General features: G+C 39.3%; 17 protein-coding genes and 1 pseudogene. 8 read left to right on the forward strand and 10 right to left on the reverse strand.

The features are described 5' to 3' along the window. Window positions 1-3 precede the first annotated feature (3 nt). Together LRP81_RS09925 and LRP81_RS09930 are read left to right on the forward strand one after the other, a co-directional pair. Window positions 4-675 carry a GntR family transcriptional regulator gene (locus LRP81_RS09925; RefSeq protein ID WP_230501119.1) on the forward strand — a complete coding sequence of 224 codons (672 nt, stop codon included), beginning with the start codon at window positions 4-6 and terminating at the stop codon, window positions 673-675. Beyond that, window positions 672-1,550: a hydroxymethylglutaryl-CoA lyase gene (locus tag LRP81_RS09930; RefSeq protein ID WP_230501120.1), complete on the forward strand. Its 879-nt coding sequence runs from the start codon at window positions 672-674 to the stop codon at window positions 1,548-1,550. The genes LRP81_RS09925 and LRP81_RS09930 overlap by 4 nt, the downstream gene beginning before the upstream one ends. Window positions 1,551-1,710: 160 nt before the next feature. Here LRP81_RS09930 and LRP81_RS09935 read toward each other — a convergent pair whose 3' ends face one another. From LRP81_RS09935 to LRP81_RS09960, 6 genes are all read right to left on the reverse strand, one after another. Beyond that, on the reverse strand, window positions 1,711-2,562 hold the full coding sequence (locus LRP81_RS09935; RefSeq protein ID WP_230501121.1) for a nuclease-related domain-containing protein: 852 nt from the start codon (window positions 2,560-2,562) through the stop codon (window positions 1,711-1,713). Between the two features lie 110 nt (window positions 2,563-2,672). Beyond that, window positions 2,673-3,542, reverse strand: a complete 870-nt coding sequence (locus LRP81_RS09940) for a DUF1932 domain-containing protein (protein WP_230501122.1) — start codon at window positions 3,540-3,542, stop codon at window positions 2,673-2,675. Window positions 3,543-3,567: 25 nt separating this feature from the next. After that, window positions 3,568-4,422 carry a MurR/RpiR family transcriptional regulator gene (locus tag LRP81_RS09945; protein ID WP_230501123.1) on the reverse strand — a complete coding sequence of 285 codons (855 nt, stop codon included), beginning with the start codon at window positions 4,420-4,422 and terminating at the stop codon, window positions 3,568-3,570. Between the two features lie 84 nt (window positions 4,423-4,506). Further along, window positions 4,507-5,145, reverse strand: coding sequence for an RraA family protein (locus tag LRP81_RS09950; protein WP_230501124.1), 639 nt, complete (start codon window positions 5,143-5,145; stop codon window positions 4,507-4,509). 1 nt (window position 5,146) lies between these two features. Further along, a complete protein-coding gene (locus tag LRP81_RS09955) occupies window positions 5,147-5,380 on the reverse strand; it encodes a hypothetical protein (protein WP_230501125.1) in 234 nt (77 codons plus the stop codon). Window positions 5,381-5,390: 10 nt separating this feature from the next. Then, the gene (locus tag LRP81_RS09960) at window positions 5,391-6,740 is read right to left on the reverse strand and encodes a TRAP transporter large permease subunit (RefSeq protein WP_230501126.1); all 1,350 of its coding nucleotides are present in this window, start codon (window positions 6,738-6,740) and stop codon (window positions 5,391-5,393) included. Between the two features lie 475 nt (window positions 6,741-7,215). Here LRP81_RS09960 and LRP81_RS09965 point away from each other — a divergent pair, with 475 nt between their 5' ends. Further along, window positions 7,216-8,538, forward strand: a complete 1,323-nt coding sequence (locus tag LRP81_RS09965) for a hypothetical protein (protein WP_230501127.1) — start codon at window positions 7,216-7,218, stop codon at window positions 8,536-8,538. A 57-nt stretch (window positions 8,539-8,595) separates the two neighbouring features. On the opposite strand, the gene LRP81_RS09970 is transcribed toward LRP81_RS09965, so the two are convergent. The 3 genes from LRP81_RS09970 to LRP81_RS09980 form a co-directional block, all read right to left on the reverse strand. Continuing rightward, complete coding sequence (locus tag LRP81_RS09970) at window positions 8,596-9,180, reverse strand: histidine phosphatase family protein (protein WP_230501128.1); 585 nt, start codon at window positions 9,178-9,180, stop codon at window positions 8,596-8,598. Window positions 9,181-9,321: 141 nt separating this feature from the next. Beyond that, on the reverse strand, window positions 9,322-9,705 hold the full coding sequence (locus tag LRP81_RS09975) for a plasmid pRiA4b ORF-3 family protein (protein ID WP_230501129.1): 384 nt from the start codon (window positions 9,703-9,705) through the stop codon (window positions 9,322-9,324). 117 nt (window positions 9,706-9,822) lie between these two features. Further along, window positions 9,823-13,956, reverse strand: a complete 4,134-nt coding sequence (locus LRP81_RS09980; protein ID WP_230501130.1) for a cell wall-binding repeat-containing protein — start codon at window positions 13,954-13,956, stop codon at window positions 9,823-9,825. Between the two features lie 364 nt (window positions 13,957-14,320). On the opposite strand from LRP81_RS09980, the pseudogene LRP81_RS23440 reads away from it, so the two are divergent. From LRP81_RS23440 to LRP81_RS10000, 5 genes and pseudogenes are all read left to right on the forward strand, one after another. Further along, window positions 14,321-14,673, forward strand: a pseudogene (locus LRP81_RS23440) (competence protein ComK). A 155-nt stretch (window positions 14,674-14,828) separates the two neighbouring features. Next, a complete protein-coding gene (locus LRP81_RS09985; RefSeq protein WP_230501131.1) occupies window positions 14,829-15,029 on the forward strand; it encodes a hypothetical protein in 201 nt (66 codons plus the stop codon). Between the two features lie 159 nt (window positions 15,030-15,188). Beyond that, a complete protein-coding gene (locus tag LRP81_RS09990) occupies window positions 15,189-15,377 on the forward strand; it encodes a hypothetical protein (protein ID WP_230501132.1) in 189 nt (62 codons plus the stop codon). A 192-nt stretch (window positions 15,378-15,569) separates the two neighbouring features. Continuing rightward, window positions 15,570-15,827: a helix-turn-helix domain-containing protein gene (locus LRP81_RS09995; RefSeq protein ID WP_230501133.1), complete on the forward strand. Its 258-nt coding sequence runs from the start codon at window positions 15,570-15,572 to the stop codon at window positions 15,825-15,827. A 72-nt stretch (window positions 15,828-15,899) separates the two neighbouring features. Continuing rightward, the gene (locus tag LRP81_RS10000) at window positions 15,900-16,406 is read left to right on the forward strand and encodes a competence protein ComK (protein ID WP_230501134.1); all 507 of its coding nucleotides are present in this window, start codon (window positions 15,900-15,902) and stop codon (window positions 16,404-16,406) included. A 361-nt stretch (window positions 16,407-16,767) separates the two neighbouring features. Here the strand turns inward: LRP81_RS10000 and LRP81_RS10005 are convergent, their stop codons facing one another. Further along, complete coding sequence (locus LRP81_RS10005) at window positions 16,768-18,051, reverse strand: O-antigen ligase family protein (protein WP_230501135.1); 1,284 nt, start codon at window positions 18,049-18,051, stop codon at window positions 16,768-16,770. Window positions 18,052-18,289: the final 238 nt, after the last annotated feature.

The raw sequence follows: 18,289 nt of genomic DNA on the forward strand, positions 1-18,289 counted from the left end.
TCGATGAATGCATACAATTTTATAAAAGATGCGATTATCCAAGGAAAGTTTGAACCAGGAATGAGACTTGCTGAAGAATCATTGGCAAAAGAAATGAACTTAAGCAGGACACCAGTCAGAGAAGCGATCAAACAATTATCAGCTGAAGGACTTGTCATCCCGTTAAAGCGGGGAGTAAGTGTTAGACACTTCACCAACGAAGATATTAGACAAATCTATGACTTAAGAATGCTGTTGGAAGGCTATGCCGCAAGTCAGGCTGCCATCCACCGCACAGATGATGATATTCAAAAACTAGAGAAAGCAAATGAAATATATGAACAGGCAATTGTGGAATATGTAGATGGGGATAGCAAAAATCTCCAGCACGTGGTGGAAGTGAATCAAAAATTCCATGAAGCCGTTGTCGCAGCAGCGAATAATTCACATATCTACTTCCATTTATCCAAGGTTGTCGTCGTACCAATCGTTTTCCGTTCCTTCTATTGGTACAGCCCTTTCCAAATGAAGCAATCATTAGAGGTCCACAAAACCATTTTAGACGCAATCAAAAACCGCGAATCCGAACGCGCAAGAATTGCCATGCATGAACATATCTACCAAGGAAGAGACCATGTTTTAAAGCATTTAGATAAAATAAAGGACAGCCAATCAGTGAAGGAGGATGACGAATGATTGAAATTTGTGAAGTCGGTCCACGCGATGGACTCCAAAACGAATCAAAGCTAATCTCCACCGAAACAAAGGTTGAACTAATCACCAAACTCATTGACGCGGGAATTCGCAACATGGAAGCCGTTTCCTTTGTCAACCCAAAGGTGGTCCCGCAAATGGCGGATGCAGAAGAAGTCATGAAGCTCGTTCCTAAACGAGACGACGTTCGCTACGGCGGACTTGCTCTTAGTGCTTCTGGTTTAGAACGCGCGCTTAACACCTCAGTCGATTTTGTCCATGTTGTTACTACTACTAGTGATACCTTTAATCTTCGAAATGCAAAAAGGACCGTGGATCAAGCGTTGAATGAACTTAGTGAGGTCATCCATAAGGGAGTGGCAGCAAACAAAGGCATGTTAGCAGCCCTCGGCACCTCATTTGGCTGCCCGTTTGAAGGAGAAGTGCCCCTATCCAGAGTCTTGCATGTCACCGAAACCTTCCTCAAGGCTGGCTGCACCGAAATCACCCTTGCCGACACAACCGGCATGGCGAACCCAACCCAGGTACAGCACGTTGTTGAAGAATGCTACAAACAATTTGGTAATGACCTTACTCTTGGCCTCCACTTCCACAACACCCGTGGACTGGGACTTGCCAACATACTCGCAGGGTACCAAGCAGGTGTAAAAAAATTCGATACCTCTATCGCCGGCCTCGGTGGCTGCCCCTTTGCCCCAAAAGCAGTAGGCAACGCATGCACGGAAGACATGGTCAACATGTTTCATGGGATGGGAGTAGACACGGGAACAGATTTGAGTAAGCTGCTGGAGACGGCGAAATGGATGGAAGATGTGATGGAGCGCAGGTTGGATGGGATGTTGATGAAGGTGGGTTGAGGGGGCAGTCCCCTCGATCCGCTTTTTAGTTTAGGAAGTGGTTGGAGGTGGGGAAAGTTGTCGTTTTTTGTCTCTTCGTCGATATCCCCTCCGGTTTCGTCGATATTTCCTTTTTTCCGTCGATATTCCCGCCTGTTTCATCGATATCCTTCTTATCGGCTCACCCTCCGACCGCGGAAGTTACCTTTTCCGTATACCGACAACTAGGATATTGACTACAGCCATAAAAAGAGCCATATTTTCCTTTTTTCATCGAGCGTTGACCCCCACATTTAGGACAAGGGGGTGCTAATGTCGTAACTTCTGGAGTTTTAGTGGTTACTTTCTTTGTTTGCTTAGTTTTAATAGCTTCCACGTGCTTTTTATGTATGTTTCTTTTCTGCTTTTGATTTTTCTCTGTTAATTTCTCTAGAACTTTGTTTATTTTATGTAAGTCTTCATTGCTTACTAATCTAGTGTTCCATTCTTTTATGACTTTGGTTAGCTGAGGGATTTGGATGACTCGTGCTGAGTTAAAATCATCTTCAAACTTCAGTGTGGAACGACTGGAAAATACAATAAGGGAATGAAAGCTATAGTCACCTAAATACTTTTTCAGGGCTTCTATATGTCCGTAGTTCTGCCAAGTCGGGTTTAAAAATTTCTCTTTTCGCTTGTAGATCACCTGAGTCCAGTGCTTCTGCTTCTCTTTCCCTAATATCCAGCCATCATAATGCTTTGTTTCCATTACAAATATGCCAAATGGTGAGGTGACTACATGATCAATCTGGGATGTCCCTCCTGCTTCGTTTGGAACATAAAGATCATGATACACCTTATACATCGGCCCAAGCTTGGCTAACTCTTTATTAACATACCACTCTCCAACAGCACCCTTTATGACCAGGTACTTTACCTTTAAATAGAAAGCACCAGTTAAAATTGCTATTGATAAAAAAAAGGGAGAGATGAAATATAAAAGGGGTAGTAAAATGATAAATGCCATTAATAAAACTTTCTGAAAGATGGACAAAATATTACCTCGCTTATTGAAAAATAACGTGCATTGTATAATTCGCCACCTAGTACAAAATACCTCTAATTATGAAATGGGTCGGGGGGACTGTCCCCCCGACCCATTTCTCACTTATAAAACTCCAACACCTCTTCCCAATCCGACGGTTTACTGTGATTGCTTTTTTCAGCGGAAAGCTTTGCTAATTCTACTAGTTTTGCTTTTGCTGCGGCAGTTAGGGTAGAATCTAGTCCTACTTCATTTAACATGTTGATGGAGCTTTGGAGTTCAAATGCTCTTCTTTCTGCATGGATAGCGCTACCGGTTAGTAGTCGGTTTAAGGTGTCCATGAAGTTGTGGCTGTCCATGGTTTCTTGTAAGGATGCTAGAACTTCTTGTGAAACGTTATAGGTTTCTGATGCTTGCAGGGTTTCTAAATATAATCCTACAATGCCTTTCATAAAAATACTTCTGATTAGCTTTATGGCTGAGGCATCTCCTGCTTTGTTTCCGACTGCAGTGATATTCATGTTGTAGGGGCTCATTGCGTCAATAAATTCATTTGTGCCATTGCCACTCGCTGAAATAGGTACTTTATGTTTATAAACGGGCAGAGGACCGAGCATGGCTGCGTCTACAAAGTTTATGTTTGCTTTTTCTAACTCTTTTTCAATCTGTTGCTTCACCGCCGGATTAGAGGCGGAGACGTCGACGTATAAAAAAGAACTTCCTTTTAAATGGGCTTGGACATTTGAACTTACTTCTAGTGCTTTACTTGCTGGGACTGCAACAAAAAGTATATGAATATCATAGAGAAGTTCATATAAATCCGATACAAGATTTACATCAATGCTTTTTGCACGATCTTGTATTTTAGGCCCTAATACTTCGTCACCTAGCATAACATCATATGCTTTTATTTGTGTTACACCTTCTTCTTTTAGTCCCTTTGATAATTCATAGGCTGCTTCTCCAAAACCTAAAAAACCGATTTTCATAAACATCACCTTTCAATGGTTAAGATTACTTCTTTTTATTCACATGATAATTCATGTCTGTAAGAATTTTATCCACTTGTTTTAAACGCTGTGAAACAAGCTCAGGGTTGGCCATTGATAAAGAACTGATCATGTAATCTACCATAAAAATGGCAGACACAATGGAATTATGCGAAGCGATGCTATCTGCTGGGCACACTAACACAGCATCTGCATAAGGGATGAGTGGTGATGAAAACTTGTCGGTTAAGACTACCACTTTAGCGCCTTTTTGCTTAGCCTGATCTGCATAACGGATAAGCCGTTCTCCATACCTTGCAAAGCTTACTACGAATAGCAGTTCATTTTCTGTAAAGGAGATAACATCATCCACCCAGTCACTTGAATCAGCAAGCGTATATTTTGTATTTCCTAGCATTCTATTTAAATTATGAGTCAAGTATTGCGCTACCGGCAAGCCACTGCGAACACTTGTACAATATATGTTGGATGCAGAACAAAGCATCTCTTCCACATGACTTAAATTTTCAATATTTAATTGGTTTGCCTTCTGAATTTGTTCCATCTGCAATTCATAATGACGTTTCCAGCTTTCATTTTGTGACACATTTTTTAGGTTCGTTTCCAGTCTCATTTGTGGGGCGGATTCTTCTCTTAAAAAGTTTTGTAGACTCTTTTGAAATTCTGAATAACCCTTATAGCCTACATTAGACATTAAGCGCATGACTGTAGTGGTGCTGGTCCCTACTTTTTTGGATAATTGCTCAACCGTCATAAACCCTACTTCTGTGTAGTGATCAATGATAAAATCTACTACTAGCTTCTGAGATCTTGGTAACGCACTAACATTTATTTTTAATACTTCCAAAGGGTTCTTCATGACACGACCACTCCTAAAGGATAATTGCTCTCTTTAAAATCATACCCAACTTAGGATAGGGTGTCTATTCTCCTATGAATAAGTTTACTTGAGCCATGTTGGCTTAATGTTACCTTCTGCAATACTTTTCAAGCGATTCGCTTCATATTCTGCTTTTTCTTCTGCTTTTTTTAGTGCACTTTCTACCTTATCTCTTGGCACCACAATCACTCCATCAGCATCTCCCATGACAAAATCACCGGGCAGAACGGTAAGTCCCCCACATGTAATTGCCTCATTAATAATGCCAGGGCCATTTTTGGTAGGACCTCCCGGTATTGCTCCTCGACTAAATACTGGGAAGGTAGATGAGGACAACGTGTGATAATCCCTTATCAACCCATCAATAATGAAGCCGTTCAACTGGAGCGCAGCTGCTGCAGCTACCATCAGTTCGCCAATGACCGCTTTTTTTTCATAGCCGTTTGGATCGACAACTAACACATGTCCCGGTTGAGAGTTATAGATTGCATGATGCACGGCTAGGTTGTCTCCATCCTTCACATCTATGGTCACTGCTGAACCGACTAAAACACTTTCCATATTGCAAGGCTTTATTAGATGATGCATTTCAATTTTTGTATCCATTGCATCACTAATTAATGTGGTACTTAACTTTTTCGCTCTTTTTATCCACTCTTGCGGCAGAATCTCTGGTGTTTTTTTTATTTCTACAGTAGTCATATTATTTCTCGCCTTCTTTCAATTCAGCTTTTTTAAAATAGGAGAGCAAGTACCCTGAAAAGGCAGCAATGGATGTCATAAAATAAACAACCTTTGCTAAATTCTCATCCAAACCAATAACCCAGCTCCCTTGTAATGCAAATAGTCCAAGCATTTGCCCGACTACTAAAACGGTTCCAAGTATCGTAAATAAGAAGACTGATAGGATAAAAATTGACATAATGATTTTTCTCATAGTATCCCTCCTACAATGGTATAGGTATAATGCCCATACCTATTAGCCAGCTTATAATCATTAATGGAATAGTGTAATAGAGTAGTAACGGAACATACGTCTTCTCCGCTCCAACCTTTGCCATCCCTGTGGCCACATATATTGGTCCAGAAGTTGGCGTACTACCCTCCGTCGCACCAAACATCATAATGGTTACTACCGCTAATAAAGGATCAACACCCACTGCCGTTAACGCTCCAAATGAAGCAAGGCCAATCGTTGCAATGGTAGCAGATGTGGCAAGTGGTGTGGCCACCAATGTTATAACGATCCCAACGATAGCTACCATTAACCATTTAGGTACAGCAAAGGACATCATTAATGTCTGCAGTTGTTCCGTTAATCCTATTTCATTTAACACAGCACTTGTAGCAAAGGTGAAAATTAATACTGGTCCGATAACATAATAGGAAGGAGCCGTCTTTTCAAAGAACTTCAGCCATTCTCCCTTTCCTTTAGGCAAATGATTGCGTCCCACCAATAATGTGAAAATAATCATGAATACCGGAACCCATACAATGAATGATATTGCCCCCATCGCCGATTCTCCAATACTTCCCACAGACAAGAACCAGTTTGCTAGAGGTCCAAAATTTATAATTAACGGGATCAGAATACCTAAAAATATTAGTAAGGAATACCAGCCTTCACTGAATGATTTTCCAATTGGCTGAATTAAATCTGCATGAACTGGCTGGATATTATATTTTTTAGTCATAATATATACGACCAGTACCCGATGAATTAGCGCATAAAGACCCGCTACATATAAGGCGATAAACAATTCTCCTTGACCAACCGTTGCTGCTACGGGAGCAAACCCCAGCATAATGAACATGGTCGAGTTTGGTGGAATGATACTTCCAAACCCTGAGTTTCCAGCAACGATGGATGCCGCATGCTCTTTTCTCCAACCAGAGCGTTCCATCCACGGAATCGTAATGGAGCCGGTCGTTGCGGCAATACCGGAACCAGAGCCAGCCACAAGTGCAAATAACCCAGATCCAAATGTGTTAACATATGCAGCCCCACCCGGTAAGCGACCAATTAGGGAGTTCAAGATTTGAATAATATGACCTATTAATCCCGTATGATTTATTAACTGAGCCATAAAGATAAATGCAAGTGAAGCAAACACCACTTCATGTGTAAGCCCTCTCATTAAACTGGGGAAAAATAACTCAAATGCCTGACTGCCTGAAAAAATAAGTGTAGTGATAAAACCCAAAATCATGGCTTCTCCGATATTTCGCTTCGTAAAAATTGCCCAAAACAAAATGATAACTATAAATGTAATCAATGCCCAAACCGCTGTACCCATTCAATCAACTCCTTTCAGTATTAAAAATTACTTTAAAATTATAAAAGGTAATAAATATTACATTTTTGTTAGTCTAACATCATCGTTCAACAATGTAAACGTATTCATTTAATATTTTTTAATTTATTCTAAATAGTAAGATAAGTAGAGCGGTAGAAAAGATGAGACACTATTTGTCGTTTTTTGTCTGTTCGTCGATATTGTGGTCGGTTCCGTCGATATGCCCGTCAGTTTCGTCGATATAATTTTATTTTCGTTGATATCTCAGCCGTTTTCGTCGATAAATCCTTATTTTCGTTGATATCCCCAGCTAGTTCGTCAATAAGTTCGGGTAGATCTACCTTTTCTGTATGTAGCTGACCCGAATATTTACTGTAACCATAAAAAGAGCGGTATTTAGGGCATATTCAGTCTGTCATATGTTATGCTAAATAGATAAAACACAGGAAAAAATTAGGGGAAGGACGTATACATAGTGAAGCAAGGTTTTTATTTAGTAATGACATTAATGCTTTTGGTGGCATGCTCTCTAGCAGTGGATCAAAAGGAAGGGTCACTGCTGCCACAGGAAGAGATGGAAGAAGAGGAAATTGTAGAGGGAGGCATTCCTAAAGAGGAATATTCATTCTCTGAGTTTATGGAAGATAGAGCTATAGAACCAACTGATAGGGATATTCCCTATTATGTTGGAGAGGAATTTGCAGGTGAACGTTTGGCTTTGAAGGGGCAGGCTCAGCTTAGCCGTTACTATGGTGATGGTTACTTGAATTTAGAAGAAACCCACTTTGTTATTAAAGTCACTACAGAGGAATTCATAAATTGGCATTTGTATGTGCCTAGACAGGAGTTCCCGGAGCTTTTTAAAGAATTAAAAAAAGGTCTCGTCGACATTTATGCTGATGCCACCATTTCGGCTGACTATTATAAAATTGATCAAGGTCGCCTAGCATTAGCTGAAGAGATTTATTTTAAAGAAAACCAAGCGGATGAGCAGCCCTTGGATGAAGCAAAGGTTAAGTATATGAAGAAACATTCCGTTCAACTGAGTGCAATTGATGTCTTGTTTGATAGGAGGAATATGTCCAACCAGCCATTTGCCTTAAGTGGAGAAGCTCAGCTTATGTCGTATGCTAGAATAAATTCCGAATATAGAGATTTGGAACCCACACATTTTGTATTAAATTTAAGAGATCCACGTGTTGAATATGAGCAGATTTGGCGTGTTGCTTTAGACAGAGTGAAATATCGTGATTTATATGAAAAGGCTCTGGAAGGAATGGATCATGTTACGCTAACTGCAATAATACCTAAGGATTGTTTTGGTCCAAGAGACGGCCTTGCAGCAATTGGCCATGATGCTGAATATGTTCCTTTTCCAGAAAAGTATGTGTTACCGTCAGATCAAGCTCTGGCTTACATGGAGGAAAAAGAAGTATCTTTAACGAATTTGGAAGTACTATTTAATATGTCTGCCCATGCGGGTGAGGCTTTTCTTGTAGAAGGGTCTGCCAAATTAAATGAGTATCTTCCAATAGGATATGAAGATTTGCAAGATTATTACTTCTCCATAAAGATTGTCGAGGATCCGTATGGTGATCAATATACCTCTTACCCCAGGACTTATGAAGGATGGGATTTAATTATGCATCGAAAGAAGTATCCTCATATCTATGAGAGATTAATTCATGAGGAACAGTTGGATGTCATGGTAATCGCACGTGTCGCAATGGAATATTATGCGTCTGGATTTGGCGGCGGCGATGCGTTTGTTGAGGATATTGTTGTCATTGATCCATAAAGGAGCCTTAGAGATTACAAAAAGGATGAAGCTCCGTCAGCTTCATCCTTTAAGAATTTATTCACCTTTCCAAACTCGTTCTACAACTACTGTATTATTTTTGTAGGATAATAAAAACACGTCTGGGTTAGTGAGATTCTGCCAATCAGTGAAACCGAAACTAGAATCATAGTTTCTCAGGAGAAGGGACATCAAATTCCCATGGGTGACAAGAATGGTGCTTTTTGCATCACTGCTGAACACTTCATCTACAACTTCCGTAATCCGCTTCATAGCCTCTTTACTAGACTCGCCACCATCAAATTTCAAGTCAACATCATCGAAAGTGGCTTTCAATTTTTCAAGCCAATTCGGTAAATCTGTTGTACTGAGTACCCGTTCTGATAGACGTTCGTCAATCTCAAGAGTAATGTTAGTCTCTTCACTTAGTGGTGTTACTGACTGAATAGCCCGTTTGAATGGACTAGATATAATGCGGTTCACTTTGGTATTGGAGAAAAATTGTGCCAAGTATTCTGCCTGGGCTAATCCTACGTCAGTTAGCGGTGATTCTGCAGGTTGCCCATGTGCTTGACAATGCCTGATGATATACAGTTTTTGGGCCATATCGGGTCGTAGAGACAATCCCTCTGACCCACTCATTTTTAATCCTTTTTCTTCCATACTTTTATCCCATATCCAACTGCAATACAGCTAAGTACACTTCCTAGTAAAACTAGCATTTCTAGCATTGGTGGATTCGCTCCTTTCTAATGGGTACGAGGGGACTGTCCCACCAACCCACTATCTCAATCTCATGTTAATTTCATCTATATCAAATTCTTGGTATCCTTGCATTTCGCCCCATTCCACCATGGCGTTGTGGTCGGGGTGGGAAGGGTTGTTAATGATGGCTAGGAAGTTATCAAATCCTGGTTCTGCTCCGACATCCTCGGGTGGTGCGTTTCCTTCTCCTCCATTACAAATGGGATAATTGAAGAAGTAGTCGTTAATGGTTTGTTCGAACTCAATGATGTGCTGCCAGCCATCGCCAAAGTCATAGTTATAGACGATAATAGCTGGTAAGAAGGACTTCACTTTTTGGTCTGTTATCAATTCCATCGGAGTATCCCCATAGCTATAGAACCGTTCTATTTGATCGATTGCGTTAATTTCTTTGTTATTCATGGTTATAGAACCGTTCTATTTGATCGTTCAGCTTATTTATCTGGTTATTTAAAGTTTACCGAGGCCATAAATATAGAAAAAAGATGAATTTGAGCGTGCTCAAATTCATCTTTTTTATTACCTTATTACGCCTTCTTCAATTGCTGCGGTGCCTCCAAGGATGATGAAGTTTTTGATGTTATGTTTTTGGATGGTGGCTTTTGTTTCGTTTGGCAGTTCTGTTTTTCTGGTGAGCAATAGTGGCGCTTGGTGTTTTGCTGCCAGTACTGATCCTGTAAGGGCATCGGCAAATCCGCTACCGTTTGCAATAAATGCTTTATCGGTATTTAGATTAAGAGTCGATATTATGTTTGCTGCTGTTTCGTAGCGGTTTTTTCCGCCTATTCTTACAATGTTTTTCATGGATAAGGATTGCACGACTTTCTGACTGATGACGCTTTCTCCTCCAACCACAATTACTCTTGAGGAACCATATTCCCTCAAAAGGTTTCTGGTTGTATCGGCAATCTTATCTTTATCTGTCAGTAGTATTGGATAGCCTTTTTCTGCTGCATAAGATGCGATTGCCAGTGCATCAGGAAAGTTTTTACCATATGCTAGTACAACCTGCTTGTTGTCCCCCATTTTCTTCGCTATGGCATTGGCTGTTTCGTAACGAGTGCTTCCTGAGATACGTTCTATCGTTAGGTTTAGTTCTTTCAATTCTTTTTCAACGGCTGTTGTTACTGCTCCTGTTCCCCCTAATATAATGACTTTTTTAGCTCTAAGCCTTTTTATTTCGGCACTAGTAGCAGTAGAAAGCTTGTCTTTATTGGTTAAGAGAATCGGGGCGTTAAGTTTGTAAGCAAGTGGCGCTCCTGCTAATGCATCCGGAAACGAATCTCCCCTTGCAATAATGACGGTTTCCGCGCTCTTCCAGCCTGTTGTTGAGATGGTTGCAGCTGTGTCATAGCGGCTAGGGCCGCTTAATCTACTAATTCCTTCTGTTTGTACGGTCATTTCTGGGCCGTCGGTTGACTCATTTCCGTATCGATCAATAGCCTCCACTTTCACCAGGTACTCACTTCCGGGAATCAGTCCTGTGAACGTACATGTCATGTTGCTTCCTACTGTTTGTATAAATACTTTATTAAGGTAGCAGTTATATGTTTCAGCATCTTCAGCTAACGTCCATTTAATTGAAAAGCTGGACGCTTTCTTGTTGGTCACTTGTATTTTACTATTTTTGGGCCAATTCGGTGGTATTTCATCTTTTATAGTAATTTGTTGTGACTCCAGAAGAATAGACTTATTTCCAGATGCATCTACTGCCATAACGGAAAATTTATATGTTTGTTCGTATTCTAAGTTTGTTATTTCAAGGCTGGTTTGATTCGCTGGTAATCTTTTTATTTCTTTCCCATTTTGATAGATGATATAAGAATCTAAAAAGGTATCTGTTGCATTTGGCCATTTTAATAAGAGGGAAGTGTCTTTGATATTACTAATCTCAAGCTTTCCTCCTGTTGGCCAGTTCGGAGCTGTTCTATCTACCACTTTGACTATCGTTGATCCACTCTGGTTTCCTGCTTGGTCCGTTGCGGTGATAGACAATTCTGTTCCTGCTCTTTGTTTGGCGATGGTAATGGTAAACTTGCCTGTGTTATCAACCGTCCCTTTTCCTATTTCTGTTGTGCCCGATTTAACTACAACCGTTGCGTTTTCTTCCGTTGTTCCTGTCACTGTGGTGGATTGGTCGCTCACTTCGTTTACAATCGGTTTTGCTGGAGGCGTCCTATCTACCACTTTGACTATCGTCGGCTCACTTTGGTTTCCTGCTTGGTCCGCTGCGGTGACAGACAATTCTGTTCCTGCTCTTTGCTTGGCAATGGTTATGGTAAACTTGCCTGCGCCATCAGCAGTCCCTTTTCCTAATTCTGTAGTTCCAGATTTCACTACTACCGTAGCGTTTGGTTCGGTTGTTCCTTTTACTGAAGTTGAATTATCAGAAACACTTTCTACAATTGGCCTACTTGGTGGCGTTGTATCTGGCACCACAACTTCTTTTTCAGTAATAAGAGAGCCGTCTAATCCCATGACTTTAAAAGTAAGGGTGGCGTTTTCTTTAAGACCCGATACAGCAAGGTTGAAGTGACCATCTTTATCGGATGTTGTTTCTCCAAGCTTTTGGTTTTTGACTGAAAGAACTATTTTAACAAATGGTTGTGTTTTTCCTTTAATTCTCGTGGTATCTTTTGTTATTTCTTCTACATAAAGCTCGCTTACCTCGAAGGATGATGTATGTTCATTGCCTTGTGTATCTCTCACCTTCACCTTAAGGGTCTCTTGACCAACCAAATCAAATCCTTTGATTCTAAACGTACCATTTTCCTTAAGATCAACAGGTTTTCCATTGATTGTTACAAGAACGAACGGGAGAGTCGCTCCAGTAATATCAACACTACCACCCGCTATAATAATCGGGGTATCATGAATGGTGAACGGCACTTTATCCAGAAGTTTCGAAGAGACGATCGTACTTGAGATGGAGTTGGAGCCACTCAAGATCGCCTGTCCATCTGAAGGATAATAGTAACCGAAAGTCATATATGAGGCACGGAGTTTGCCATTAATGGTTAGTCCTCCTAAACTCCGTAACCCTCCTATTACATAAACGTCTCCATTAATCTTCACATTTCCGTTAACAGTAAGTACCGTACCCGGGGAAATATAGACATCCGAGTCAACCGTCTTATTTGACCACGTTTCATTGGATGTCACCATATAGGCTTCAAGGGCTTCCACAGGAGGAATCACGGTATAATTTCCGTCAGAGAGATTACTTGAAATCGTCAGCTTGTTAAGATTTACATCCGTTATTTCCAACGACTCTACTTGCCATAATCCTACCTCAGTATTCATGTCAATCGGCTGGTAACCAAAAAAGCTATTTGTTTCTTTGTTGTATTCTAAATTTACGGAATGCCTTTCCTGCATTTCAGCGCTTACATAATGAACAATTGCCTTCTCTAATCCCGTATCATCTGTGGCCTCTACCTGGATAAGGACATCGTCTCCTGATTCCACCTCTTTTACATTAGTAGAGATAGAGATGAATTCCGGAAGGTTCGTTTCCGATACGTACCTGAATTGCCCGGAGCCCAACACGTTTTCTACGTCCTGATGGTCAAAAATGACTGTTCTATTACCTGAATTGTCCGTAACTGTAGCAATACTTATCTTATAAATTCCTGTTTCTAAACTAGAGTTTACAGGAATACTATTCTCCCAAGCATCTGTCAAATCATTGTAGCGTAATCTCATTTGTATGTTGTTACCTGTTATTGGTGCCTTATAGTACACATAGGCTCCAGAAATACCTGAAGTATCGGTAGCTTTCATGATTACAGTTAAAGTATCCCCATTTAATACTTTATCCTTGTTAACTTTAATGCTTTCTATAACCGGAAAAGTGGTATCTGCATCACTTTCACCAACAAATTCAAATTGGGCGGTTTCGAGTAATCCATCCGCATCCTGATAATCATAGAGGCTTGTCGTAATTCCAGAGTTATCTGTAACCGAAATAGCGGAAATTTTGTAAACCCCCACCTCAAAACTTGACGTTATAGGAATGATTTTTTCGTATCTATCTGTTTCTGGGTTAAACTCCATTCTCAACTGCATGGAGTTTCCAGTTTGTGGTTTATTATAATAAACATAAGCAGTTGAAATACCAGCATCATCTCTTACATCCAAACTTACAATTAGGGTATCTCCTGCCGTTACAGTATTCTGGGAAACACTGATACTTTCAATGGAAGGAAAAGTCGTATCCGCTTCGCTAGGTCCTAAAAATTCAAAATGCCCCTTCTCCATTTTCTTCTCCGTATCCTGATGATCAAAAAAATTGAATGAGTTTCCTGAGTTGTCTCCAATGGATATTGCCGAAATCTTGTAGACTCCCATTTCATAAAAGGTATCAAGCGGAATCTCTTTTTCGAAATGTTTGGTTTCAGGGTTATAATCCATCTTTACTTGCATGGATACACCAGTAATCGGCCTCTCATAATAAACATATACCGACCTTACTACTTCATTTTTGGATACCTTCACACTCACCTTCACAGATTCACCTGCTACAACCTGGGCCTTATCGACACTCACGCTCTCAAGTGAGGGAATGGTGCCCGCCGCTCTAACAACGCTGCTAGGTGCCAATGTACTAAATAACAGAATAATAGCAGCAAAAATCAAATGTATTTTCTTCAATTAAAATCCCCCTTTATGTATCATAATATGAAATATTTCATATGACTTTTCTCTCTTTAGTTTCATGAAATAATGTGTTTTTATTCCATTTATATCATACTCTATTTAGATTAATATAAACATATATTTGGAAAAAATAGTTTTATTTTTTGGTAGTTTGTTGGGAGGAGTGATTGTGAGATGGGGGACAGGCATTGGGTTTCTCTCGGCTTCCATTTTTTACCTAATAAAAAATTTCTCTATGAACGCCTGTAAGCTTTCTACTTTACTTTGGTCTTTACTCCATATCATTATATAGGGCTTACAACTTATCTCCAATCTGAATAAATTAAGTGGTTTAATCGGCACTAGGAACGAATACATCATTCATCCGGGAACCATTTCACTCGAGCCACATCTTCACCCTCAATACCAGACGAAAATCACAGAGATGGACTGCGTCTATTATACATACGAGCGACCCGCCGAGATCCTCTCCAGAAGCTGCATCAAATACGGTGCTACCTTCGATGGCAGACGGGATGCCTCCATGAAAGTCACCAACTTCATCCAGAAAACCCTCTCCTACTATCAGAGTTCTATAAGATCATAGCCATCCCAACCCACTCACCAGACCACAAAGACTGTGCCTGGATTATGTACCATCAAATACTGGAAGTCTTCCACACGAAACAATCATCCTGCTACCTGAAATTCCAGAACTACAACGAAAAATAATTCCCTATTTCCTCCCAAACCATGAGGCAGCAAATCCAAATAGCTGCTGTTATCTATTCTGTTTTCTGCACGGAGCAGCAGATCAGTTATAGCTTTGTGACGGATGGGAGTAAGCGAAAGGTTCGATTATGAGGCTAGAACAAGGGATGAGGTAGATGACAATGCTTGTGGCAATTTATTGTCCGGTTTGCCGGAAGCGGTTTGAGAGAAATGATTGGGTGATAGTGGATGGGGTGAATACTGTTTTTCATGTTGGGTGTTATGGGGAGGTTGTGGAGCCTCTGACGAATGAATGTTGTTTTGAGGAGATATGTGACTTAGTTGGGGTATTTATTACGGAAGACCTTGTTCACTAGCTATCATTCTCATGAAATGTGGCTCACTTACCTCGCACTTGGTGGCTTTCTGATCCGCATTAGGTGGCTCAAAAGTTTGTACTAGTGGCTCATTCTGTCTGCAATATTCAATAGATTGGCGTTGTCCGGTAACAACTTTGGCATTAGGTGGTACATTACATGGCAAGACTGTTCAATTTGTCTGGCTGTAATCACTCAATGACAGAAGTGGAACAATTTGTTGTCAGCAGTGGACCAAAAACATGGCAACGATGGAACAATCGCATGGCTGTAGTCAGGAAGGGAGAAGATTTACAGAAGCACAGCGTTTTGGTGGTGATTTATCTCCTCTTTTCCTACATTGAGTAAATGTATCAAGCATGTTTCGTAGTTAATCATTTTAGATTGGAGAGGTGGAACTCTAAAAAATTCATGCTGCAATAACCAACCCTAGGAATGTAGAAATTAAAAGACCTCCCCAAAAAAACTGCGAAAGGGACCTACTTGTGTGTGTTCCCATTTATTTCCCAAACTGATAATGAGGTAAAAGGAGGAACCTCATTGGCAGAGAAGGATCCATACGCAGTAGCTTTAGGGAAAGTAATTAAAATATTTAGAAAGAAATTTGGCTGGACGCAAGAGCAAATGGAGGAATATACCGGACTTCCCCCAAAGGCGATTGGCAAATTTGAGCGGGGAGAAAGAGCGCCATCTTCTAAAACACAATTCCACATCATAAACAACAAGGTGAAAGAAATACCCGCTGATGAATTTAATGAATTGCTGAAGAAAAAACTTAACCGTGTTAGCAAACAATAGTAATTATCTGCCTCCCTCCTCCCTCTACTACAAATAAAGGGGGAATCCATCCCTCTCAAAAAGGAGCTGCCCATGCAAATAATCAACGATTACACCATCACCGAAAACACCATCGCAATTGAACCCCATATTCATCCACAATATCAAACGAAAATCAGTGATTTGGAAGGAACCTTCTACACAAGCGAACGCCCCATCGAGATTCTAGCAAGAAGCTGTATCCACTTCGGTGCCTCCTACGACGGACGACGAGAAGCCGCTATCAAGTTCACCCACTTCATTCAAAAAACACCCGTCCTCATCTCAGAAGTCCTCGGCATCATTGCCTTGCCAACCCACTCCCCAGACCATCCCGACTGCACCTGGATCATGTACCACCAAATCAAGGAAGTCATCCATACCAGCACCTCTCACCAATGCCACTTGCTTTTCCACAACTACAAAAAGCTTCAAATACCTATTTCCTCACAAACAATGAGACAACAGACTCAAAAAGCAGCGGTTATTTATTCTATTTTTTGTACGGGGCAAAGGATTAAGTTTAGTTTTGTGGTGGTGGATGGGGGGAAGAGAAGGTAAATTTAAATTAGTGTGTCAGGGGATTAGCTCCTGACACACTAACAAGTTACCTTTCTTACAATGACTATAAACACAAAAAAAGTCATTAATTGGTTTGAGGTTTTGTGTCAAAAAATTGATTTTATTTTTTTCTGTATCCTATGCTAAAGCAGTAAATATTTTTTTGATGTAATAATTCCATTTTACTTTTTTCTAAGAATGGCACACTAACGTAGTAAGGGTTCCAGATGTTCCTACCGTTAATATTCTCTGAATTCCGTTACTAGCAATACCATATCCGATAACAAAATATCCCTCTCTAGTTTTCATCTCTCAGGGAACCTCTACCGTCGATTGCAATGTATTAATGAAAATTATATCTTTAACTACGTGATAAAGTAGTATTAAGTTTGTTAATAGGTATTGAAATAATAATTAGCATAATAAAAATAAACAAACTCGTTGAGAATATAGAATTTGACGAAACAACAATAAAAATAAGAGATAGAAAGAAAAGTAAAGAAAAATAAAAACTTAGCACTTCTGCTGTCTTAATTGAACTAAAAATTGTATATCCAAAAAGCAACAATAAAAGCAATAAACCAATAATCCCAGAATAAAGCATTACAGAAAGAAAAGGATTGTGTGGATAGTCTTCTTGCAAATTAGTTCCAAAAATCGAAGCATATTTTGGTAGGTAACCAAATCCGCCACCCACAAATGCTTCCAAAAGGTTATATTCATTATAAAGATTTAAAGCATAGTCCCATCGATCTGTTCTAGGATTCATACTCTCTTCCATGTTTTGAAGTTTTAATGTACTAAATCTATATTCTAACTGTTGAAGACTTGTGTTTTCTTGAAAATTAAAACTAATACCGGTGATAGAGGCTAAAAAATAAATGAAAATTATTGAAATAGTCGCAATTATTGCTGATTTTATTATTTTTTTGAAATTTTTGCGGAAGCGTAAGATGAATTTTAATAATAAATATATAACAATAACAAAAATAATTGCTGCAACTATCCAGCCACGACGTGATCCAGCAAACAACAATGAAGAAAAAATACAGCTAAATGTAATTATATAAAAAAACATTGTTGATAGTTTATTTGCTTTGCTTATTAAGTAGATGGTCATTATTAACCCAACAGTCATTGCAAAACTATACATGTTGTAATCACGTACTAATGATGTACCTGGTGGATAATAGTCATTAAAAAAGAACCTGTCTAGTTTTGTATCTCCTAGTAAAGCGTAAAATTTATGAAGTGATATAATAGATATTAAAAAAGTTGTAATAGCAGTATATTTAGCAATTTTATTTATGAGTAAGTTATATTGATCTTTTTGAATATCACTTAGCAAAGCCCATATGATAAAAAAGCTAAAAATATTTGTTAAATCAGATATATTGTTTTTATAGATAATTCCACCATTAAACAACATTCCTATCAGATAGACTACAACATTTAGAAGAAAGAAAAAAAATCCCACATTTAAATTCAACCTAAACCTACCAGTAATAACTTTCATAAATCCAAAAAATAAAACCAAAAGACCGAATAAAGGGAATCCATAAGGATATGATAATGATAGTACAGATATAGCAAATAGAATTGAAACACTATTCACACTATTATTGAGGTAAGAAAAAGGCTTCAAAACATACTTCTCCATTCTTTGATAGTTGACACAATAGATACTATATTAATATTTGCAAATTCATAAGTCCTACGCTTGCCTCAGATTATCTAGATGAAAACTTTACTTCTATGAAAATTCAATAGTATATTATTAAGAACGGGATTACTTTCAATTTTTTGTATCACTTAATATAACGTGAAAAATTGTTAAATCCCAATCAAAATTATTATTAGTTTATGTGTTATAAATATTAATA

The sequence above is a fragment of the Sutcliffiella rhizosphaerae genome (assembly GCF_917563925.1).
In the GTDB taxonomy this organism is placed as follows: Bacteria; Bacillota; Bacilli; order Bacillales; family Bacillaceae_I; genus Sutcliffiella_A; species Sutcliffiella_A rhizosphaerae.